The sequence below is a fragment of the Rahnella sp. PAMC25617 genome (assembly GCF_050606005.1).
In the GTDB taxonomy this organism is placed as follows: domain Bacteria; phylum Pseudomonadota; class Gammaproteobacteria; order Enterobacterales; family Enterobacteriaceae; genus Rahnella; species Rahnella variigena.
In genome coordinates, this window is sequence record NZ_JBOCUM010000008.1 from 227,673 (window position 1) to 250,866 (window position 23,194).

17 protein-coding genes are annotated in these 23,194 nt (G+C 53.2%); 5 read left to right on the top strand and 12 right to left on the bottom strand.

From position 1 onward, the window contains the following. Positions 1-136: 136 nt before the first annotated feature. Positions 137-973 (bottom strand): alpha/beta fold hydrolase, encoded by an 837-nt coding sequence (locus tag ACM615_RS12455; RefSeq protein ID WP_120162239.1) that lies wholly within the window; start codon positions 971-973, stop codon positions 137-139. Positions 974-1,111: 138 nt separating this feature from the next. After that, on the bottom strand, positions 1,112-2,008 hold the full coding sequence (locus ACM615_RS12460) for a LysR family transcriptional regulator (protein ID WP_129638855.1): 897 nt from the start codon (positions 2,006-2,008) through the stop codon (positions 1,112-1,114). A gap of 118 nt (positions 2,009-2,126) precedes the next feature. Here ACM615_RS12460 and ACM615_RS12465 point away from each other — a divergent pair, with 118 nt between their 5' ends. Next, the gene (locus ACM615_RS12465) at positions 2,127-3,449 is read left to right on the top strand and encodes a serine hydrolase domain-containing protein (RefSeq protein WP_431011978.1); all 1,323 of its coding nucleotides are present in this window, start codon (positions 2,127-2,129) and stop codon (positions 3,447-3,449) included. Between the two features lie 59 nt (positions 3,450-3,508). Here ACM615_RS12465 and ACM615_RS12470 read toward each other — a convergent pair whose 3' ends face one another. Beyond that, positions 3,509-4,621: a mechanosensitive ion channel family protein gene (locus tag ACM615_RS12470; protein ID WP_431011979.1), complete on the bottom strand. Its 1,113-nt coding sequence runs from the start codon at positions 4,619-4,621 to the stop codon at positions 3,509-3,511. Positions 4,622-4,908: 287 nt separating this feature from the next. Here ACM615_RS12470 and ACM615_RS12475 point away from each other — a divergent pair, with 287 nt between their 5' ends. Next, entirely contained in the window at positions 4,909-5,529 is a 621-nt protein-coding gene (locus tag ACM615_RS12475) for a hypothetical protein (protein WP_112286535.1), read from the top strand. After that, positions 5,529-5,906, top strand: a complete 378-nt coding sequence (locus ACM615_RS12480) for a hypothetical protein (RefSeq protein ID WP_112286534.1) — start codon at positions 5,529-5,531, stop codon at positions 5,904-5,906. The genes ACM615_RS12475 and ACM615_RS12480 overlap by 1 nt, the downstream gene beginning before the upstream one ends. A 168-nt stretch (positions 5,907-6,074) precedes the next feature. Here ACM615_RS12480 and ACM615_RS12485 read toward each other — a convergent pair whose 3' ends face one another. Both ACM615_RS12485 and ACM615_RS12490 read right to left on the bottom strand, forming a co-directional pair. Further along, a complete protein-coding gene (locus ACM615_RS12485) occupies positions 6,075-7,547 on the bottom strand; it encodes a pyridoxal phosphate-dependent decarboxylase family protein (protein ID WP_431011980.1) in 1,473 nt (490 codons plus the stop codon). An 18-nt stretch (positions 7,548-7,565) separates the two neighbouring features. Then, positions 7,566-8,951 carry a diaminobutyrate--2-oxoglutarate transaminase gene (locus ACM615_RS12490; RefSeq protein WP_112286532.1) on the bottom strand — a complete coding sequence of 462 codons (1,386 nt, stop codon included), beginning with the start codon at positions 8,949-8,951 and terminating at the stop codon, positions 7,566-7,568. A 750-nt stretch (positions 8,952-9,701) separates the two neighbouring features. On the opposite strand from ACM615_RS12490, the gene ACM615_RS12495 reads away from it, so the two are divergent. Then, a complete protein-coding gene (locus tag ACM615_RS12495) occupies positions 9,702-10,691 on the top strand; it encodes an aldo/keto reductase (protein WP_431011981.1) in 990 nt (329 codons plus the stop codon). 83 nt (positions 10,692-10,774) lie between these two features. Here the strand turns inward: ACM615_RS12495 and ACM615_RS12500 are convergent, their stop codons facing one another. The 7 genes from ACM615_RS12500 to ACM615_RS12530 form a co-directional block, all read right to left on the bottom strand. Beyond that, positions 10,775-11,662: an extended-spectrum class A beta-lactamase RAHN-6 gene (locus ACM615_RS12500; protein ID WP_113877255.1), complete on the bottom strand. Its 888-nt coding sequence runs from the start codon at positions 11,660-11,662 to the stop codon at positions 10,775-10,777. A gap of 124 nt (positions 11,663-11,786) precedes the next feature. Continuing rightward, positions 11,787-13,451 carry a methyl-accepting chemotaxis protein gene (locus ACM615_RS12505; protein WP_113877254.1) on the bottom strand — a complete coding sequence of 555 codons (1,665 nt, stop codon included), beginning with the start codon at positions 13,449-13,451 and terminating at the stop codon, positions 11,787-11,789. Between the two features lie 233 nt (positions 13,452-13,684). Further along, positions 13,685-15,274 (bottom strand): ABC transporter ATP-binding protein, encoded by a 1,590-nt coding sequence (locus tag ACM615_RS12510; RefSeq protein WP_431011982.1) that lies wholly within the window; start codon positions 15,272-15,274, stop codon positions 13,685-13,687. After that, on the bottom strand, positions 15,271-16,086 hold the full coding sequence (locus ACM615_RS12515; protein ID WP_129638862.1) for an ABC transporter permease: 816 nt from the start codon (positions 16,084-16,086) through the stop codon (positions 15,271-15,273). The genes ACM615_RS12510 and ACM615_RS12515 overlap by 4 nt, the downstream gene beginning before the upstream one ends. An 18-nt stretch (positions 16,087-16,104) precedes the next feature. Beyond that, the gene (locus ACM615_RS12520; RefSeq protein ID WP_430319653.1) at positions 16,105-17,043 is read right to left on the bottom strand and encodes an ABC transporter permease; all 939 of its coding nucleotides are present in this window, start codon (positions 17,041-17,043) and stop codon (positions 16,105-16,107) included. A 94-nt stretch (positions 17,044-17,137) separates the two neighbouring features. Next, positions 17,138-18,679, bottom strand: a complete 1,542-nt coding sequence (locus ACM615_RS12525) for an ABC transporter substrate-binding protein (RefSeq protein WP_430319652.1) — start codon at positions 18,677-18,679, stop codon at positions 17,138-17,140. Positions 18,680-18,746: 67 nt separating this feature from the next. Continuing rightward, positions 18,747-19,649, bottom strand: coding sequence for a homocysteine S-methyltransferase family protein (locus ACM615_RS12530; RefSeq protein WP_431011983.1), 903 nt, complete (start codon positions 19,647-19,649; stop codon positions 18,747-18,749). A 911-nt stretch (positions 19,650-20,560) separates the two neighbouring features. Here ACM615_RS12530 and fhuE point away from each other — a divergent pair. Beyond that, entirely contained in the window at positions 20,561-22,783 is a 2,223-nt protein-coding gene (fhuE, locus tag ACM615_RS12535) for a ferric-rhodotorulic acid/ferric-coprogen receptor FhuE (protein ID WP_113878387.1), read from the top strand. Positions 22,784-23,194 lie beyond the last annotated feature (411 nt).

The window sequence follows — 23,194 nt, forward strand, 5'->3', positions numbered from 1 at the left end:
AGAAATCTCAAGACTTCCCCTTGTAACCTTAAAAACGCCCGTTTCCCCTGACGGGCTTTTTTATGCCTTGCAGAAAAAACCCGCCATTTCAGCGGGTCTTTGTTTAAAAAGATGTATGACGTAAATGACGCAGGAATTATCCGCGAATAAACGCCAGAATATCCTTATTGATCACGTCGGCGTGCGTGGTGTGCATACCGTGAGGATAGCCTGGATAAATCTTAAGGGTGCTGTCTGCCAGCAGTTTATCCTGCAGGAGAGCAGCATCTTTATAGGGTACAACCTGATCGTCATCCCCCTGCAAGACCAGCGTCGGCACAGTAATGGCTTTCAGATCGTCGGTCTGATCCGTTTCTGAAAACGCCTTGATTCCTTCGTAATGCGCATTGGCGCTGCCGGTCATACCCTGACGCCACCAGTTATTGATGGTGCCTTGTGACACTTCTGCCCCATCGCGGTTAAACCCGTAGAAAGGCCCGGAAGCGACGTCTAAATAAAACTGCGCGCGGTTTGCGGCGAGCGCACTGCGAAAACCATCGAAGACGGCAATCGGTGTACCGTCGGGATTAGCATCAGTTTTCACCATCAGCGGCGGAACCGCGCTGATCAGCACCGCTTTCGCCACACGTCCCTGCGGCTGGCCGTATTGCGCCACATAGCGGGCAACCTGCCCCCCGCCCGTTGAATGACCGATATGCACGGCATCATGCAGGTCAAGATGCTCGGCAACAGCGGAAGCGTCAGACGCATAGTGATCCATATCGTTACCTTCACTGGTCTGATCCGAACGCCCGTGTCCACGACGGTCGATGGCGATCACACGAAAACCTTCGGCCAGGAAGAACAACATCTGATTGTCCCAGTCATCCGCACTCAGCGGCCATCCGTGATGGAAAACAACCGGTTGCTTGTCTTTCGGACCCCAGTCTTTGAAGAAAATATTGACGCCGTCTTTCGTTTTAACAAAAGGCATAGAATGAACTCCTCAGCAGATTTTCAGGAAAACAGTATGGTTTGCAGGGCGAGGTTCAGATACAGGATGCTAAGAAAGCGTAGCAAAACCCGCTTAAATTGCCTGCCTGAGGGCACATTTATCCGGCGATCACATCCTTCAGCCCTGAAGGCTGTTACGCCATAATTCCGGCAGTGCACTGATTAATCTGCCGGTGACCGGTTGCTTTGTCTGACCGGGCTGCCAGATAGCCACCATCGTAATGGTCAGTCCCTGATTGCCCACTTCCGTCTCAATCGCCTGCACATCCTTCCATGTCGATGCCTGATAATGTGTGGGTAAAAATCCCCACCCCTGCGCATTTTCCAGCAAACTGCGCAGCGCAGAACGCTCGTTGACATAAAGAGTATGCCCCGAAATTTGTAACCGGCGGGCAATTTGCTCATCATGTTTGTGATGCATGACCAGCTGAGGTTTCAGGGAAAGATTGAGCAACGTCAGCGGACGCTGCTGATGCTGAAACAAACCGCTTGCGGCGTAAAAATCCAGTTCAATATTGCCCAGCGCGCACCATTCCATATCCATCCCCAGCGCACGATTATTTGCCTGACAGACTGCAATCTGGGCCGTCCCGGCAGTCAGCGCCGCTTCGGCCTCTTCCCGCGATGCGCTCCATGCGCTGAAACGGATCCCCTCTTTCGACATCATCACGATAACTGCGTCGATAAACGCCTGCGAAACGAAGGGGTCGTAGACCATCACCAGTTCCTGCTGATCAGGCTGCGGCAGCGACTGCGCGTAAAACTCAAAGGCCTGAGCCTGACGCATCAGCAAATGTGCCTGCCGGTGGAGTTGCTGCCCTTGCTCCGTCAGCACCAGCGTGCGCCCCTGACGGATAAACAGCGGATACCCCAGCGCGTCTTCGAAATAATCAATTAAATCACGCAGCGTGGTGCGATCTTTACCCAGTGATAACGCGGCACGGGATAAATTCCCCTGTTCAGCGACACAGGCAAAAGCCTCTATCTGTGAGAAGGAATAACGTAACGCTGACATGTTCTGCTCCCTGTAAATGTCATTTTATTGGGGGATTTTCCCCCATCAGCTGATTTTTTTAAACCATTTACCCTCCTTATACTCATGTTTCCCGATACTCTGATGGATAAGTGAAAACATGAAAACACGGAATAATCCCCTCTTAAAACCTCTGATGCTGGCTGTGGCCATGAGTGCAGCAGTCTCGTTTATGACGCCTGCTTTTGCAGAACAACCACAGGACTGCGGTGGTATCGAACTCAGCACCTGTCCGACGCCATTAGATAAAACGCTGCCGGATACCAAAGACATGCTGAACTGGGATCAGGCCGCCCGTGTCATCGGTTTTCGTAACGACTACCGCAATTATGCTGGCGACGTTTTCCGTCATGGCAAGGCCACGCCATTCGTACAGGCAGAAAAACAACTTCAGGATCCGACGTACAGCGTGAACGGTAAAACCTATACGCTGCAGGATTACCTGAAGCGTGAAAATGTAACCGGCATGCTGGTGCTGAAGAACGGCAAAATCGCGTACAAATATCTGGGCGAAGGCAATACAGACCACACCTTGTGGACATCGCGTTCTGTAGGGAAATCCGTGGTGTCAACACTGGTCGGGATTGCGATCAAAGAGGGAAAAATCAAATCACTGAATGACCTCATCACCGATTACGAGCCGGATCTCAAAGGCACCGCGTGGGAAGGCGTCACGCTGCGCCAGCTTATTCAGCACACCTCCGGCGTGGCATGGAATGAGGACTACACTAATCCTGAATCAGATTTTGCTCATCTCACCCAATGTGAAGCGCAGCCGGGCACCTACGATTGCGTTCGTAAAATCATTACGGGTTTGAAACGCGCGCATCCGGCGGGTGAATCCTGGTCGTATTCTTCTGGCGGTGCATGGCTGCTGGGCGATGTGCTGGAAAAAGCCACCGGTATGCCGCTGGCGAAATATTTGGAAAAAACCCTCTGGCAGCCTTACGGCATGGCCCAGGATGGCGTCTGGCACTCGTATCAGCAGGGAAAACATGACGTAGGGGCGCACGGCTTTAACGCGACGTTAGAAGACTGGGGACGTTTCGGCGAGTTTGTAATGAGCGGCGGCCAGTTGCCGGACGGTAAAACAATTCTGCCTGAACACTGGCTGGAACAGGCGACAGACTGGAATAAGGCGAAGAATTCGGTTTCAGCTGCGCATCCGGAAGGGATGTACGGCTATCAGTGGTGGAATAATGCCGTGCCCGCCAATGCCAAAAACGTCACGCCAGCGCCGTCTGAATCGCTAAAAGGTTCGATGTGGGCGCTGGGTATTTATGGTCAGGTGATTATGGTGAATCGCGCAGAAAATCTGGTTATTGTTCAGTGGTCAACATGGCCGCAGGCAGAACCTGATTTCAGCGCGCAACCGCTGGAAGCGTCGCTGATGTACAGCGCCATCGCACAGCAGTTACGTTAATCAGATCCAAAAAAGACAGGGTTGCTGCGTTTCGATATGCGGCAAACCTGTCTTTTATCCTAACCCTGTGGTTTCGCGCTGGCAGCTTCCCATTCTCCAACGCCACTTTTCTCCGGGGTTTTAACAATCATATTTGGCAGCGCCATCTCAATACCGTTTTCCATGAGCTTTTCGATAATGCGGATATTAATTTCCTGCTGAATATCCATATATTTATTGTAGTCGGCGGTATTAACGATATGAACCACCTCAATATTCAAACGGTCGGTGCCAAAACCCAGCAGATGCGCCCGGTCAAATTTGGTTTCGCCGACATCGATAATAATCCCTTTGACCATGTCACCGATATTGCGCAGCTTATCCGGCGGGGTATTGATGGCGATACCAAAATTAAACACGATGCGGCGGGTCTGCATACGCTTGTAATTATGCAGCGTCTGCTGAAGCAAAATGGCATTCCCGCAGACAATCTGTTCCCCGCTCAGGCTGCGGATGCGCGTGGTCTTCAGGCCAATATGTTCCACCGTACCGGCGACATCATTGAACACCACAAAATCACCAATTTCGAAAGGCTTATCAAAGCCAATCGACAGCGAGGCAAACACATCGCTGAGGATGGTCTGGATAGCCAGCGCGATAGCAATACCGCCCACGCCCAGACTGGCGACCAGCGCGGTAATGTTGACACCAACGTTAGCCAGAATGGATAACAGCATTACCGACCAGACCACCGCGCGGAATATCAGACCGGTGATCACCAGCGTCACCGGATTTTTATTCATGCCCGGCTGCCGCATGATATGCCGCAACCACGACACCACCCCCTGATCGAGCCATAGCGCCATTTGCAGCGCCAGCACCAGAAACCACGCATGGCTGATGGTGTTGTAGAGATTGTCCGGCAGATTGACGAATCGCAGGCTGAACAGGAATGCGGCGACAAATATCAGCAGATTATTAGTGCGGTTGAGCATATCGCCCAATATAAATCGCATTCTGTTGGTCGCCGGATGCACCTCTCCCCAGCTCTTAACGCCTTTGCGCAGAAACGACAGTAACCAGCTCAGCAGCCAGTAAGTCACCAGCGTAACCACCACCATCGTCGCGACGCCAATCCAGAATGCTGGTGTCATCACCAGCGCGATAAAATTGAAGTGTGACAGAAAATTCATCGTCCCTCCCCGTTTTCAGCACAAAGTACCAGTATAGGAAACGAGGCCCGGGCGGTCGGAAGAATAGGAAAGTTCGGTGAATAGGCGGGTTTTCTGAAAAGAGAACGTGCTAAAGGCTTAGCGCCATCGGTATATAAATGAGTGACTGGCTCGTTTACTATGATTTCTGGGGCGAGTCCGATGTTATGAAATCCGATGTTATGAAATAAGTAAGGATCTGCCCGAACAAAGATTACGGGCTGTTTGCGGTAAAGGGATATACACCATAAACTCAAAGGATGAATGAGATGATTGGCATTGAAGCTTTGGCATTTTTTAGCCCCGACCTGGATAAGGTTGATGGCATATTTAGAAAGGCTTCTCAGGCGGTTGAGCGGCCCCTGGATGATTTTGATCGAAGCCATCATCGTTCACTGACTAAAAAACAGGTGTTGGACGCAATAAAGAAAACAGATGCCATTGTTGATTCGGTGAGGCTTCAATGTGTCGAAGGCAGCAAAATGATTTTGGCTCTGAAATCAGGAACTGAAGCAGACATAGAAAGCCTTCAGATTAAAGAGAACTCAGCCGAAAATCTTCGTTCACGGGTTGCTGAGATTTCGCTAGGTAATAAAAGAATGCTATATACCTTTTTTAAAGCCGAAATGCATGAAGCCTGGGCTCCCCACATCATGCATCTGCGATATATGAAAACGAAGGCACTGCAATCTTTTGAAGATTATCAAAAAATAACTACTGAACTCTGTGAGCTCGTTGCTCTGTATCAGACCCAAAGCAGCGACGAATTTTCGTATGACCTTAACGTGATGTCCCAATCTATCCAGTCAAAAAGCGTTAACCACCCTGATTGGGTTACTACTGGTGAAGAGTTTGCCAATTGGATCGAGTCAATGAGAAAGGATGCATAATGACTGTCAGTGTAACTTATTCACAATCATTCATTAATTTGATGTTAACCCTGAAAAAAGAAGAGGTTAAGGTCGTGGGCGACTTCGTCGCATTGCTGAAGTCAAGTGGATTTAGTTCCCTGCCGGGAAGGAATAAGTCCTCAGCAGGAGTCAGTCTCAATCACACCAGGAGGCTGGAATTGATCCAGTATGCAATCGCCAACAGACTCTGGCATTACCATGTCGGTCACCAGTCATATAATCAGAGCAAGCCGTTTGGTGACTGGACATCAAGCCATGTGGTGCATTATCAAAATGAAAATACTACATCGGCAAGATTTGTTCATTACTCCGCTCACCCGCCAATGAAATTACCTGACAAGCAAACCCTGATTTAGCTGAGTCGCATACTTTAAGCATTACCCCTTACACAGCCCACCATCAGGTGGGTTCTTTTTTCCCGTGGTTCAGCAATACAAAGGGCCTGCGGTGAATAAGGACATAAAAAAGCCGGTGACACTTTCGTATCACCGGCTTTTGGCTGCGCCTGGGCGCAGAACTAAAACTTACTGGTTCAGCAGTTGCTGTGCGGTTTTCTCAACCAGCGCCAGCAGAACTTTCACGTCTTCCAGCGTCACCGTCGGGTTCAGCAGAGTCAGTTTCAGGCAGGTCACGCCGTTATGCTCCGTCACGCCTACGTTGGCGCGACCAGATTCCAGCAGCGCATCGCCGATTTTCTGGTTCAGCAACGCGATAGCCGCATCGCTGCTGCCCGCCAGTTGCTCAGGACGATAACGGAACAGCACGCTCGCCAGCTGCGGCTTCATCACCAGTTCCAGCGCGGCTTCAGAGGTCACATACTGCGCGACTTCCTGCGCCATCGTCACACCGTGATCGATGATGGCGGCATACTGTTTCTGTCCTAATGCTTCAAGACCCATCCACAGTTTCAGTGCATCGAAACGGCGGGTGGTTTGCAGTGATTTGGATACCAGATTCGGTACGCCAGCCGCTTCGTCGAACTCAGAGTTCAGATAAGCCGCCTGATAGCGCATCAGCTCGTAATGACGTTCTTCTTTAAGCAGGAACGCGCCACAGCTGATGGTCTGGAAGAACTGTTTGTGGAAGTCCAGAGTGATGGAATCCACTAACTCGATGCCGTCCAGATACTCGCGGTATTTTTCGGACAGCAACAGAGCACCGCCCCACGCCGCATCCACATGAACCCAAATCTGATGCTCAGCGGCCAGTTCAGCAATGGCGCGCAGCGGGTCGATAGCACCGGCGTCGGTGGTCCCGGCGGTCGCCACGATCGCGAGTATCTGATCGCCATTGGCCTGCGCCTGTGCGACTTTCTCGCGCAGATCGTTGAGGTCCATACGCGCGAACTCGTCGGTTTTCACCAGCGTCACGCACTGATAACCCAGACCGAGCAATGCCATGTTCTTCTGCACAGAGAAATGCGCGTTTTCAGAACATAACACTTTAACTTTACGCAGATTACCGACCAGACCATCCTGCTGAATGGAATGACCCTGACGGGCAAAGAAGGCATCACGCGCCAGCATCAGACCCATCAGATTGCTCTGGGTGCCGCCGCTGGTGAACACGCCCGCGTCGCCAGCCTGATAGCCAACCTGAGTACGCAGCCATTCGATCAGTTTCATCTCGATGATGGTCGCTGACGGGCTTTGATCCCAGGAGTCCATGCTCTGGTTAGTGGCGTTGATCAGCACTTCCGCGGCCTGGCTGACGACCAGACTCGGGCAATGCAGATGCGCAACACACTGCGGATGATGTACAGACAGGCTGTCTTTTAAAAAGTATTCAATGGCGCGTTCAATCGCGGCCTGGTTACCCAGGCCGTTTGGATTGAAGTCCAGTTTGATACGTTCACGCAGCTCAGCAACGGTTTTGCCCTGATACATCTCAGGTTGTTGCAGCCACTGCACAACAGCTTCACTGCTCTGCGCAATGGCTTGCTGATAGGCTTCAGTGCTTTGCGCTGAACCTGCCAGAATCGGGTTTAACTCGGACATCAGAATCTCTTACTCCGCTCAGACAGGCTTGACGCCAGCCGCTAACAGCGCCTGCTCAAACTTATCGAGGAAAATACCCAGCTCATCATTGGTGATCAGCAGGGAAGGCAACAGGCGAAGAACGCAACCATTACGGCCACCGCGTTCGAGGATCAGGCCTGCTTCGAAGCATTTTTTCTGCAACAGGGCAGAAAGCTCGCCGTCAGCCGGGTAGCAACCCATATGATCCTGCGCTTCGTTCGGTTTCACGATCTCGATACCGATCATCAGACCCAGACCGCGCACGTGGCCGATTACCGGGTAACGTTTCTGCATCTCAGCCAGTTTGCCTTTCAGCCACTCGCCCTGTGCAGCCACTTTCTCGGCAATTTTTTCTTCTTTCAGGATTTTCAGCGTGGTCAGGCCGGTCGCCATCGCCAGCTGGTTGCCGCGGAAGGTCCCGGTGTGGTGACCCGGCGCCCAGGCGTCGAACTCTTTTTTGATACCCAGAACAGCCAGTGGCAGACCACCGCCCACCGCTTTAGACATCACAATGATGTCCGGCTCAATACCTGCGTGTTCGAAGGCGAACTGTTTGCCGGTACGGCAGAAACCCGCCTGTACTTCATCGAGGATCAGCAGAATGCCGTGTTCCTGAGTCACTTTACGGATGCGCTGCAACCACTCAGCCGGAGCCGGGTTCACGCCGCCTTCGCCCTGAACGGCTTCCAGGATCACAGCCGCTGGTTTGCGAACGCCGCTTTCCACGTCGTTGATCAGGTTTTCGAAGTAGTAAGTTAATGCTTTAACGCCAGCGTCACCGCCAATGCCCAGCGGGCAGCGGTACTGGTGCGGATAAGGCATAAACTGCACTTCCGGCATCATGCCGTTAACCGCTTCTTTCGGAGACAGGTTACCGGTCACCGCCAGCGTGGCGTGGGTCATGCCGTGGTAGCCACCAGAGAAACTGATGATACCGGTACGGCCAGTGACTTTCTTAGCCAGTTTCATTGCCGCTTCAACAGCATCAGCACCGGACGGGCCGGTGAACTGCAGGCAATATCCTTTGCCCTGTTGTGGCAACACAGAAAGCAGATATTCGGAGAACTGATCTTTCAACGGTGTTGTCAGATCCAGTGTATGTAACGGCAAGCCGCTGGTAATGACATTTTGGATGCTTTGCAGCACGTCAGGATGATTATGTCCCAGAGCCAGCGTACCCGCGCCTGCCAGGCAATCAAGATATTGATTATTCTCAACATCAGTGATCCACACGCCATTGGCTTTCGCGATTGCCAGAGGCAATTTACGAGGATAGCTCCGAACATTCGATTCAAATTCAGCTTGTCTCGCCAAATAGGTTTCATTGTTTCCGTTTAATGAATTCGCACCTAAACTGTCAATACGGACTTTATCCGTCATCATATCTCTCCTACAACCGCGGGTTATTGGTAACGCCGCAATTGAATAAATGGAATTTAAAAGTAAGTACCCTGTGAAAAACGCGGCCAATATATGGCTTTTTTGCCCCCACCTCAATAATTTATTTTGTATAGAATTGTTTATTCTTTTGCATACTAATCAATATGTTGCTGATTTAATGAACGATCGTGCTGAGTTAAGCCCATTACGAGGTCATTAATAAAGGTCTAAAAAGCACTTCCGGCCTGTTAAACACAGGCTAAACAGGGATCCCGGCAGGCACTTCCTGCTGACGAAATCGCGAAGAGGTTTGGCCAGATAGCCGTGACGCCGTACAGGTTGGGATACCCGGATCAGACGTCATAGTGAATATTGCAATTATAGTCTCGGGGACAGCAGACGGGCGTCAATAATAATTATATCGCCAGTAACTGGCTGAATATTGGCCTGATATAAATGTTTAAATATATTACAACGAGATCAATTCCACTTAGGGACGAAATAATCCGGACTTTTATTACTGCTTATTAAAACCGTTAATACAGGGCCACTTTTCAAGGATATAACAACGGCCTCATCTTGATTCATGAATCCTGCTCATAAGCTCTTGCAGATAACCCCCTCTAATCTGATGAAAGTTCAGCGTCTAGTATGACTGACACTACATCACCTGCCGTTGCCCGCAACGGGAAATCCCAAAATCCCATAATCACAAGATGACAGGATTTCAGAAGTTAATAAGAGGAAAACCACATGCAAAAACGTCTGCTGGGAAAATCCGGCCTTGAAGTCTCATCACTCGGTTTGGGTTGTATGGGTCTGAGCCATGGCTACGGGCCTGCCACTGGGACCAAACAGGCGGTTGAACTGATCCGCGCTGCGGTCGAACGGGGCGTCACTTTCTTTGATACCGCTGAAGTTTATGGCCCTTATCTCAATGAAGAAGTGGTTGGCGAGGCGCTGGCACCTGTTCGTGACAAAGTGGTGATCGCGACAAAATTTGGTTTCACTTTTGGCGATGATAATAAGCAGCAGATCCTTAACAGCCGCCCGGAACATATCCGCCAGGCCGTTGAAGGCTCGCTGAAGCGTCTGAAAACCGACGTTATCGACCTGCTCTATCAGCACCGTGTTGACCCGGATGTACCGATTGAAGACGTCGCCGGTACGGTGAAAGAGCTGATCAGCGAAGGTAAGGTGAAGCATTTCGGACTGTCTGAAGCGGGCGCGCAGACCATTCGCCGTGCGCACGCGGTACAACCGGTGACCGCACTGCAAAGTGAATATTCGATGTGGTGGCGTGAGCCGGAGCAGGAAATCATCCCCACGCTGGAGGAACTGGGCATCGGCTTTGTGCCATTCAGTCCGCTCGGTAAAGGCTTTCTGACCGGATCGATTACCGCAGATTCAACGTTCGGCAGTGATGATTTCCGGAGCCTTGTGCCACGTTTTTCTCCGCAAGCACTGGCGGCCAATCAGCAATTGATCACAGTTATTCACCAGATTGCTCAGGACAAAAAAGTGACGCCCGCGCAGATAGCGTTAGCCTGGCTGCTGGCACAGAAACCGTGGATAGTGTCGATCCCGGGCACCACTAAACTCCACCGTCTGGAAGAAAATCTCGGCGCTGCTGAGGTCACGCTGTCAGACGCCGAACTGCGCACCATAGCCACCGCACTGGAGACCGTGAAAGTTCAGGGCGACCGTTATCCGGCTTCACTGATGGCACGCGTTGGCCGTTAACCGGATCAGGCGTTAAACAGACACAAAAAAGGGTCCCTGCGGACCCTTTTCTTATTGTTTTAATGAATCTTTATGTGCGTGGATCAATAACCCTGCGTCACTATCTTGGCCGCACTGGCGAGCACATCACGACGGGATTTTGCATCTTTTTCCGGTTGGGTGAAATACGTCACCAGCACCAGCGGCGCTTTGTTTTCAGGCCAGATCACTGCGATATCATTGGTCGTGCCGTAATCGCCGCTGCCGGTTTTATCGCCGACAATCCAGGTCGCCGGTAATCCTGCGCGGATGCTCATCGCGCCGGTGGTATTCCCTTTCATCCATTCCACCAGTTGTGCGCGCTGCGGTTCCGCCAGCGCGGAGCCCAGCGTCGCGTGTTGCAGGCTCAGCGCCATCGCACGCGGTGACGTGGTGTCGCGCTCATCGCCCGGAATGGCGGTGTTCAGCGTCGGTTCGGTGCGATCCAGACGGAAAGTGTTGTCGCCCAGCGTACGTGCATAATCGGTGACTTTATTTGGCCCGCCGAGATGTTCGATAAGCTTATTCATGGCGGTGTTATCACTGTATTGCAAGGCCGCTGCTGCCAGTTCGCCAATCGTCATACCCTCGTTGAGATGCTTTTCGGTAATCGGGTTGTAATTCACCAGATCCGATTTTTTCAACGCGACATGCTGAGTAAGGAGATTTTTCTTCACTTCGCTCTCTTTCAGGATCGCCGAAGCCGCCATGAACTTACTGGTGCTGCACATCGCAAAACGTTCATCCGCACGATAAGCAATTTGAGAGTTGTCCGCCGTATCAATCAGCATCACGCCAAGACGTCCGCCGCTTTCTTTTTCCAGCGCCGTCAGCTGTTGCTGAACTGACGTCATTTTCGTCGCAGTTTGCGCCCATGACGGCGCGCTGAATGCGAGCATTGGCACCACAGCCGCTGCCATCAGCACGGTTTTACGCAGGGTATTTTTCATCATCAAAGCCTTCTCCTTTATATTGGCGAAGGGATTATGGCAAAAGCTGACACATAAAGTAAAAAACCCGACAGAATTTGTCGGGTTTCAGACGTAAAACAGAAATTTTCAGAAACTATGCGGAAGTTTAAAAGGTTTCCCAGTTACCTTCTTCAGCGGCAGGAACCGGCTGGCGGTTTGACAACAAGGCCGGTGTTTTCGCGTGAGCGGCCTTACGCACCGCGGCCGTCGCAGAACCTGCGCTGACTTTAAAGATGCTGATGGCTTGTGATAAACGCTCCGCCTGCTCATTGAGGGAATACGCTGCCGACGACGCTTCCTGAACCAGTGCGGCGTTCTGCTGCGTCACTTCATCCATCTGCGTAATGGCTTTATTGATTTCCTCAATGCCGGTGCTTTGTTCGTTACTGGCGATAGCGATTTCGCCCACAATGTCGGTCACGCTTTTCACGCTGGACACCACTTCCGCCATCGTCGAACCGGCTTTGGCGACCAGTTGCGTGCCGTTATCCACTTTCGCTACAGAGTCGTCAATCAGCACTTTGATCTCTTTCGCAGCACTGGCAGACCGTTGCGCCAGATTCCGCACCTCAGAAGCCACTACCGCAAAACCGCGCCCCTGCTCACCGGCACGTGCAGCTTCAACCGCAGCGTTCAGCGCCAGAATATTGGTCTGGAACGCAATACCGTCAATTACGGCAATGATATCGACGATTTTGCGTGAAGACGCGTTGATGCCTTCCATGGTGTGAACCACTTCGCCCACCACTTCTCCGCCCTGCACAGCCACGCGGGAAGCCTGCGCCGCCAGCTGATTGGCCTGACGCGCGTTATCCGCATTCTGCTTCACAGTCGCGGTCATCTGCTCCATGGCCGAGGCCGTTTCTTCCAGCGAACTGGCCTGCTGTTCGGTGCGTGAAGACAAATCCAGGTTTCCGGCCGCGATTTCGCCGGACGCGCTATGGATCGCGTTGGTGCCCGCACGCACTTCGGTCACAATCTTCAGCAGGTTTTCATTCATGTTTTTCAGCCCCTGCATGAGCTGACCGGTCTCATCGTTTGATGTCACGCGGATTTGCGTGGTCAGATCCCCTGCCGCGACGTTTTCCGCCACTTTTACGGCAGTATGCAGCGGACGGGTGATAGAACGGGTGAGGAAGAAGCCCAGCGCGGCCGCCACCAGAACCGCCAGCGCGGAGAAAATCAGTGTCAGCTGAATCGCCGTTGCGCCATCGGCAATCGCCGTTTTGCCTTCGCTCTGTAACTGCTGATCCTGCGAGTCGGCAAACGCCGTTGCCAGATCCAGATAAGCATTTTGCGACGTGGTCAGTTTGCGCAGAACGAATTCCGTCGCGCCGTCCATATCCCCGGCACGCGCTAAATTGACCAGTTGTTCTTTCGCGGCTTCAAAGGTATCACTCGCATCCTGCAACGCTTTAATCTTCTGTTTGCCGACCACGGTAGTCTGAATAGCGGCGATTTTATCCATCGCTAAATTAGTTTGTTTAACGGTGTCATCAAGCTGTAAATAACGTTTTTTATTTTGCTCAGGATTTTTGGTATCGATGACAATACCGCGTAGATATTTAATCTGATCGTTCACCCCGTCACGGACATCAAATGCCAGCCGCACTTTGACATAACGGTCGCTGACTATTTGTTCGATAGTGCTGTTAATACTGCTTATTTTCGTCACTGCCGTTACGCTGACGATGATCAGCAGCAGTATCACCAGACTAAATGCCGCACCCAGACGGGCACCGACACGCATATTGTTGATCGCTTTAAACATTCTTTCTCCCTTGTTTCCTGGCCAATAAAATAAATACAATGAAAAAATATTTCAAAATATTGATTACATAGAGGAACTACTTTGCAGATATTTATTTAATCCAACAGGGTTATCGGTATAAATAAAGGAATCTTTAGCGAAGAGAATATTAGGAAAGTGTAAATAAGGGTGACCTGATAAGGCATGTTACTGAACAAAAAATTTCTCCTCCCCGGCGAAGGGGAGGACGAGTATTAATTAGCAAACATTTCTTCCAGCCAGCCGACCCGCATCTCAGGTACGGAGTGCAGCAATTCGCGGGTGTAATCGTCCAGCGGTTCGGCCAGAGTGGAGCTGACCGGCCCCTGGCGCACAATCACGCCCTGTTTTAGCACCGCGACGTCATCGGCAACTTCCCGCACCACCTGCAAGTCGTGAGTGATGAACAGATAAGAAATGCCGGTGTCTTGCTGGATCTGGCGCAGTAAAGCCAGCACATCGCGGGCGACCAACGGGTCGAGTGCCGAGGTGGGCTCATCACAAACGATAACTTTGGGTTCAGCCGCCAGCGCCCGCGCGATACAAACGCGCTGTTTCTGACCGCCGGAAAGCGCATCCGGAAAACGCTTCGCCAGTTCAGCATTAAGCCCGACTTGCGCCAGCAAGGCTTTCACCCGCGCCTCACGCTCACTGCGGTTCAGCGTGGTAAAACACGCCAGCACGCGCGAAATCTGGCCGCCGATACGCTCTTTCGGGTTGAGCGCCGTATCAGGGATCTGATGGATCATCTGCACATCGCGCAATTGTATGCGGCTGCGCTGACGCAGCCCGGCGGGCAGCAAGGTCTGTTCAAGGCTGACATCTCCCGACTCCGGCACCAGTAATCCGCAAATCACTTTACCGAGGGTCGATTTGCCTGAACCCGATTCACCAATGACCGCCAGCGTGCGGCCTCGTGGCAAACTGAGTGAGATGTTTTGCAGCACTGGCTGCGCGTGATAGCGCGCGCTGACATTACTGATGGTCAGCATCAGCGGCGCATCGCCGGTTTGCGGTGTTTTGGTCTTGCCCTGCGCCTGTAACAGGCGGCGGGTGTAATCCTGCTGAGGCTCAGCCAGCAGTTGTGCCGTCGGCGCGTGCTCCACCATTTTGCCGTGCTGCAATACCATAATGTGATGGCTTATCTGCGCGACCACCGCCAGATCATGGCTGATATAAATCGCCGCCACGCCGGAAAGGCGAATGACATCGCTGATAGCCTTCAGCACGCCGAGCTGCGTGGTAACATCCAGTGCCGTCGTCGGCTCATCGAAAATCAGCAGTTCCGGCCCCGCGCAAAGTGCCATCGCAATCATCGCCCGCTGTAACTGGCCGCCGGAAACCTGATGCGGATAGCGATGATAAAACTGCTGCGGCTCCGGCAATCCGAGCTGTTCGAACAGCTCAGTCGCCCTCGCCTGCGCCTGCTGGCGGTTAAAAATATTGTGTTTCAGCGCCGCTTCGATCACCTGCTCGCCGAGCGTTATCGCCGGATTAAACGCCGCACCGGCAGATTGCGCCACATAGGCAATTTGCCTGCCACGCACCTGACGCAGCTGGCGGTCAGAAAGCTGGGTCAGCGCCTGCCCGCTGAAGGCAATCTTGCCTGACTGAATGCGCATCCCCTGACGGCAATGCCCGAGGATTGCCAGTCCGATGGTCGATTTGCCCGCACCCGATTCACCAATCAGTCCGAGCACTTCGCCGCGTCTGACGGTAAAAGAGACATTATCCACCAGCGTGCGCGGATTTTTTCCCTGCGAAACCACACACAAGCTTTCAACGTTCAGTAACGGTTCATTCATGCTTTTTTCCCCCAGACGCGACGCTGACCGCTCATCAGCCAGTCCGCCACTGCGTTGACCGCCAGCGCCAGCACGGCAATGGCACCGCCTGGAATTAATGCTGCCCAGACACCAAACAGAATGCCGTCTTTGTTATCGCGTGCCAGTCCGCCCCAGTCGGCGGTCGGTGGCTGAACGCCTAAACCGAGGAAAGACAGCGCGGAAAGGAACAGCAAAATAAAGATAAAGCGCAGGCCGAATTCGGCAATTAACGTCTGTAAAGCATTCGGTAAAATGACCCGCCACAGGATCCAGCCGAGGCTTTCGCCGCGCAGACGCGCCACATCGACAAATTCCATCACGCCGATATCCACCGCGAGAGAACGTGCCACACGCAGTACGCGGGTAGATTCCAGCAGGCCGAGCACCAGCGTCAGCACCAGAATGGTTTTAGGTAACACGGCCAGCACGATCAGTGCCAGGATCAGCGTCGGGATCGCCATCACGATATCGTTGCAGCGGGAAATCACCTGATCCAGCCAGCCACCGCGCAGTCCGGCGATAAAGCCAAGCGTACAGCCGACGATAAACGCCACCAGCGCCGCGAGCGCGGTCACGCCCAGGGAAACGCGTGTGCCCCAGATCAGCCGGGAAAGCAGATCACGTCCGAGATTATCGGTGCCAAGAAGTGCGTTGGGTCCCGGTAAATCCCACGACATGCCGAGCGTCTGATCCGGTGCATGAGGCGCCAGCCACGGAGCAAAAATGGCGATAACAATAAACAGACTCAGCACCAGCAGGCCGAGAATCGAAGCAGGTTTTAATGCAGGCATGACAACAATTCCTAAGATTCAGCGGTTGTGGCGTAAACGCGGATTTGAGACCAGCGCCATCACATCGGCCAGCAAATTCAGCAGGATATAAATACCGGCCAGTAACAGCGCGCAGTCCTGCATCACCGGAATATCACGCTTGCTGATGCTGTCGACCATGTATTGTCCGAGTCCCGGATACACAAACACGTTTTCGACAATCACCACGCCGACCATCAGATACGCCAGATTAATCGCCACGACGTTAATAATCGGCCCGATAGCATTGGGTAAAACGTGACGCCACAAAATGCGCGACGGCGACAACCCTTTCAGCAGCGCGGTGTCGACATACGCCGAACTTTGCGCGGCAATCAGCGCCGCGCGGGTCATGTTGCTCATATGCCCGAGGATCGCCAGCACCAGCGTCGCACACGGCAGGGAGATCGCTGAAAGTTTGGCCGTCAGCGGCATATCTGCCGTGATACTGCTGTTGCTTGGCGCCCACGCCAACGTGATGGCAAAAATCAGGATCAGCAGATAACCGGAGAAAAACTCCGGCAACGCGACCGTCGCACGGGTGATCACATTGAGCAGCGTATCAATAACACTGCCGTGATAGCGCACTGAGATAAACCCGATCAGCAGCGCCAGCGGCACCGCAATCGCGGCGGTGCATCCGGCCAGAAACAGCGTATTGCCCAGACGGGTAAACAGCGGACCGCTGATGGCTTCACGGGTAGAAAAACTGGTGCCGAAATCACCGTGCAGTATGCCAAACAGCCAGCTCAGATAGCGGCTGACAGCCGGTTTATCCAGCCCGAGCTGGAGATTCAGTTCGCGAATGGCATCCGGCGTCGCGCTCTGGCCCAGAATAGCCGTCGCGGCATTGCCCGGCAGCAGCTGCACACCGGCAAAAATCAGCACCGAGACCGCGAGTACCACCAGCACGCCATAAAACAGGCGCACCAGCACCATGCTCAGAAGGCCGGAATGAGGTTGCGAAAAACGGCCCGCAGGCCGTTGAGTCGCTTTCTGTTGTGCAGATAAGTCAGACATATTTTTACCCGGTTCAGCCTTCGATCCAGACTTTTTCCGCCGCGCGGTTGCCACTCAGCGGCATCCCCGGAACGGAGGTGAATCCTTTGATTTTGGAAGAACAGCCGTCGAGCGCATCGGCATACAGCGGAATGATTTCGCTGCCCTGATCGACCAGCATCACCTGAATATCGTGATAAATCTGCTTGCGGCGCGCTTCATCCGGTTCACCGCGTGCGGCTTTCACCATCGCATCGAACTCTGGCACATGCCACGCCGACTCGTTCCACGAAGACTGGCTGGTGAACACCAGTGAAAGCAGCGCATCGGCAGTCGGACGGTTCGCCCAGTTAGACGAAACAAAAGCTTTCTTCTGCCAGATGTCATTCCAGAACGCATCGTCCGGCACGCGTACCACATTCAGGTTAATGCCCGCTTTGGCCGCGGATTGCTGATAAATCTGACCAGCATCGACTGCGCCGGGGAAACCGGCATCCGCCACATTCAGCGTCAGCGGACCGCTGAAACCGGACTTCTTCCAGTGGAATTGCGCTTTTTCTGGGTCGTACGGACGCTGCGGAATGTCTTTCGCGAAATAACGGTTCGACGGGAAGATCGGGTTGTCATTCGCCACGCTGGCATAACCGCCGAGCACAGTGTCGATTATTTTCTGACGGTCAATGGCATATTTCAGCGCCAGACGGCCATCCACATTATCGAACGGCGCGAGATTCGACAGCCCCGGGAAGGTGTAAATCATGCTGTCTTTGGCACGCACCAGTTTCAGGTTCGGCATACGCTCGATGCGGCTGACAATGCGCGGATTCACGCGGTTAATCAGTTGCGCCGATCCGCTGACCAGCGCGGCCACGCGGGCAGTAGAATCGTTCATTGCCAGCGTTTCGACCGAATCGACATGACCGCGTTCGCTGTTCCAGTAGTTCGGATTGCGTTTGGTCAGCGTGGTGACGCCCGGCTGGAATTTCTCCAGGATAAAGGCGCCGGTACCGATGCCTTTATCAAAGCTTTCGTTTTCAGCGGTAATGGCGAAATGCACGGCGCTCAGCAGCCAGACGAATTCGACGTCCGGCGCGGTGAGTTTGATCGTCACTTCATGTTCACCGGTGGCTTCAATGGAACTGACCGGATCCAGATACCCTTTCACCGGCGACGTGGATTTCTCGCCACGATGGTGATTAAGGGAATACACCACGTCTTTCGCGCCCAGTGAGCGACCGTCATGGAACTGCACGCCCTGACGGATTTTCAGCACCCAGGTTTTGCTGCCGTCAGTGGAAGCCCACGACTCGGCCAGCGACGGCGCGAGCTTCGCGTTTTCGTCGATTTCCACCAGATTGTTAAACATCTGCGAGCCAACGAAATACATATAAGTTTCGAACCAGAACGCCGGATCCAGACGGTCAGTACTTGAGGCGTTATCCACGCCGACGACCAGATGGCCGCCTTTTTTCGGTTTATCTGTCTCCGCAGCAAGAGCATTTCCCAGCCACAGAGAATGCGTTGCCGCAGCAACGGTAAGTGCCCCCGCACTTTTAATAAACGAACGACGATCAATCATGTGTTTCCCCTGTCTCCGAAGGATGCCTTCAGAATAAAAATGTGATTTTTTCTTTTTATGGACGTTATTTAACGAAGGCTTTTTTCAGCGCCGCAATATGTTCCGGCCCGATGCCGCAGCAGCCGCCAACCATCGTCGCGCCCTGCGCCACCCAGTCTTTGGCGAAATCGAGGTATCCGGCAGGATCGGTGTCCTGACGCATTTTGCTCAGCCCTTCGTTGGCACCGCGCGTGTTATCGGAAGGTTCGAACGCGTTGGCATACACACCGATATCAAGCGCCGATCCCTGCGAGGTCAGGGCAGCGCGTGCGGTTTCCACCGCCGTCGCCATCACTTCCGGACGGCTGCAATTAAACAGCACCGCACCGGCAGAAATCCGCAGCGCAGCATTCACCGCCTCAGCAATGGATTCGCCGGAACGCAGCAGCGCGTTGCCCTGTGGGTCGAGATTGTCCTGCAAAGTGAAGGACAGCCACAGCGGACGCGGGTCATCGCCCAGCACATCACGCACCGCTTCAACTTCCGCCACAGAACTCTGTGTTTCTGCCAGCCAGACATCGACATTACCGGTCAGGTTATCCACCAGCACCTGAAGTAATTTTTTAGCCGCCACAGGTTCGAACAGATCCGGGCGATAAGATCCCAGAACCGGAGAAAGCGAACCCGCAACGAGCACCTTAGCCGGAGCCGCATCCGCCGCTTCGCGCGCCAGTTTGCCGGAAAGAGCGATCAGCGCCGCGCCCTGCTCAGCAAAAACATCGTCCCCGACGTGGAACGGCACGACGGCGTAGCTGTTGGTGGTGATCACCTGAGAACCGGCAGCGATAAAGGCATCATGCGCGGCACGTACAAACTGCGGAGCCTCCATCAGCGCCAGCGCAGACCACTCCGGCTGACGAAAAGGAGCGCCCATCCGGGCCAGTTCGCGACCCATACCGCCATCGAGGATTTTAATGTTACTGAACATTGTGTCACCACCATCGTATTTTTCTTAGCCGAATCAATCGTTAACACGGCAGGTGATGACACTCTACAAAACGAACGTTTAGATGTCTAGATTTCTTAATGGCTAAAAGGTGGATTTTTAATTGCAAATTGTTCTCACTCGCCGTGAAGGCTGGATCGAGAATATTTCGGTTTCTTAACAACGGTTATCACGTAGCCATTCGTGCCGAAACCGCCCAAGAGAGGGAAGTGCTTTCCCTCTCTTGGATCTCTCCCCGCTTTTACAACCAGCGCTACGCTCGCTGGCTATGTTTCAGGTATCTCCGCGACAGGCTGGAAATCTTGCCGCTGCGCGGTGCCTTCTCTCGGTCCTGAAGCCTGAGGTCTTCAGGCCGCTCCGTTCAGCAAGATTTCTGAATCGCCCGCACGATCTCAAATTCAACGGCATACTGTTTTTTATCTTTTAAAAAGGTTGATTGGCGTGCTTAAAATTCAGCTGAACGGAGCGGCTTCGAGACCTGTGGCTCGAAGACCGAGAGAAGGCAGTGCGAAGCACCTGGATTTGCGCCACTCACTATTGCACCAGAACATGTCCGTCGTGCCTGCGAAAGCGCGCAGTTAAGAGCCCGGGGGGTCTTGGGGGGTGGCGGCGACAGGCCGCCCCCCAAGTCGGTGTGGGCCGACGCCCACGGTCTTGATCTTAAGGCCTGTGTGGGCAGCCACCCCACAGTGTTGCCCCCGCCTGTAATATTTATTTACAGCAGTAAACCCAATGCGTATTATTCTCATTCGCTTTATTAACCATGCTCATTTTATCTTCTCCAGCCCTTGTTACGGGGGATCCTGGCGGGGTTTGCTCATGCTGATAAAGCCGTATTCATAAAAAAATGCAGTGGCTTAAAAAATAAGAAAATAACCGTGTGGAGAATACTTATGTCAAATTTTACAGGGAATTACGCCGTCAGGAGTGTTAAGGAAAATCCTCAAAACAATTCAGGAAAGAAACTTTCACTTTCCATCATTGCCCTGCTGGTTTCATCTTCATTGCATAGTGCTTATGCAGCAGAAGCCAGCGCAAAAAAAACCGCTGAAGACACGGTTGTCGTCACCGGTCAGAACGACACCAGCGCGGCAGATACCTCAGCGACCGATTACAGTGTGCCGGTTACCACTGCGGGCACCAAAATGGCGCTGACTGCACGCGATATCCCGCAGTCCGTCAGCATTATCAGCACACAACGTATGCAGGATCAGCAGCTTCAGTCGCTGGGTGATGTGCTGCGAAACACCACCGGGATCCAGGAAAGTGTCTCTGACCTTGACCGCCGTACCTACTACGCGCGCGGTTTTCTGATCGACAACTATATGGTTGATAACATCCCGACCACCTTTGACCCACGCTGGGACATTGGTGATTCCCAGTCCGACACGGCCATTTATGATCGTATCGAAGTTGTCCGTGGCGCGACCGGCCTGATGACCGGTCCGGGGAATCCGTCAGCGTCCGTCAACCAGGTGCGCAAACATGCCGACAGTAAAGAGTTCACCGGCAACGTTTCCGCCAGTTACGGCAGCTGGAACAAACAACGCTATGTGGCGGATTTATCAACCCCGCTGAATGAATCCGGCAGCGTGCGCGGCCGTCTTGTCACCGGTTATCAGGATAAAAACAGCTACGTTGAACGTTACGGCGCGACCAAAAAATTCGTATATGCCACCGTGGATGCTGACCTGACCGATTCCACCCTGCTTTCGGCGGGCTACGAATTCCAGCAAACCAACACCGACAGCCCGACCTGGGGCGGCATGCCGCGCTGGTATCTGGACGGCAGCAAAACAGACTATCGCCGTGGTTTTAACTCGGCACCGGACTGGGCTTACAGCGATAAAGAAACCACCAAACTGTTCACCACCCTGAAACAGTCTTTCGACAACGGCTGGCAGGCGACCCTGAACGGCACGCATACCGAATCGCACATCGACTCTAAGATGATGTATATCGACGGGACATTCGATAAAACCACCGGCGTCGGTGAATCTGCCTATGCCGGGTATCCGGTCGTTGCGGGTACCGGCTATAACACCGGTAAGCGTAAAGTCGATGGCGTCGATGCCTTTGCCAGTGGCCCGTATCAGCTGTTTGGCCGTCAGCATGAGCTGATGACCGGCGTGAGTTACAGCAAACAGCAGAACACCTATTACAGCTCCTTTGCCAATATTTCCACCGAAGAGCTGGGCAACTTTAATGATTTCAACGGACAGTTCCCTGAGACCGACTGGAACCCGCGTTCTCTGGCCGAAGACGACACTATCCGTCAAAAGTCCGCGTATGTTGCAACACGTCTATCACTGGCAGATCCGCTGCACCTGATCGTCGGGGCGCGATACACCAACTGGAACTCGCATACGCTGACCGACCAGATCGAGAAGAACAACATCACGCCGTATGCCGGTCTGGTGTTTGACATCAACGATACCTGGTCGACCTACGCGAGCTACACCTCGGTGTTCCAGCCACAGACTTACCGTGATATCAACGGCGCGTATCTTTCCCCGGTCATCGGTAAAAACTACGAAGCGGGTGTGAAATCTGACTGGTTTAACAGCCGCCTGACAGCGTCCGTTTCCATCTTCCGTGCAGAACTGGACAACGTTGCGCAGAGTACCGGCCGTACAATCCCGGGCTCGACCGATACGGCCTATGAAGGGAAAGACGGTACCGTCAGCCGTGGCGTGGAATTTGAAGTGAACGGCGCACTGACCGATAACTGGCAGATGACGTTCGGCGGCACCCGTTACATTGCAGAAGATGAAAACGGTGATGCGGTTAACCCGCAACTGCCGCGCACCCAGCTGAAACTGTTCTCCAGCTACCGTCTGCCGATGTTGCAGGATCTGACCGTCGGCGGTGGCGTGAACTGGCAGACTCACGTCTGGCAGGACGTCCCTGGACCGAGCGGCAACGGCACCCGTTATGCAGAGCAAGGCAGCTACGCGCTGGTCAATCTGTTCAGCCGGTATCAGGTTACGAAACAGCTGGCGGTGCAGGGCAACATCAACAACCTGTTCGACAAGGAATATGACACCAGCGTGAACCAGTATGTGGTTTACGGTGAACCGAGGAATGTGTCGGTGACGGCGAGCTATAGTTTCTGATTTGCTGAGGCCGCAGCAATTGCGGCTTATCACTTGCAGTGAGGGCAAAACGAGTATATTTCGGTTTCTCACTCGCCGTGAGGGCTGGATCGAGAATATTTCGGTTTCTCAAGTGCTGCGGTCACACGACGCGTTGCGCCGAAACCGACCAGAGGGGAAAGGCTTTTCCCCTCTGAACTCCCCTCGCTTTTTCAATACGCGCTACGCTCGCTGGCTATGTTTCAGGTATCTCCGCGACAGGCTGGAAATCTTGCCGCTGCGCGGTACCTTCTCTCGGTCCTGAAGCCTGAGGTCTTCAGGCCGCTCCGTTCAGCAAGATTTCTGAATCGCCCCCACGATCTTAAATTCAACGGCATACTGTTTTTCATCTTTTAAAAAGGTTGATTGGCGTGATCAAAATTCAGCTGAACG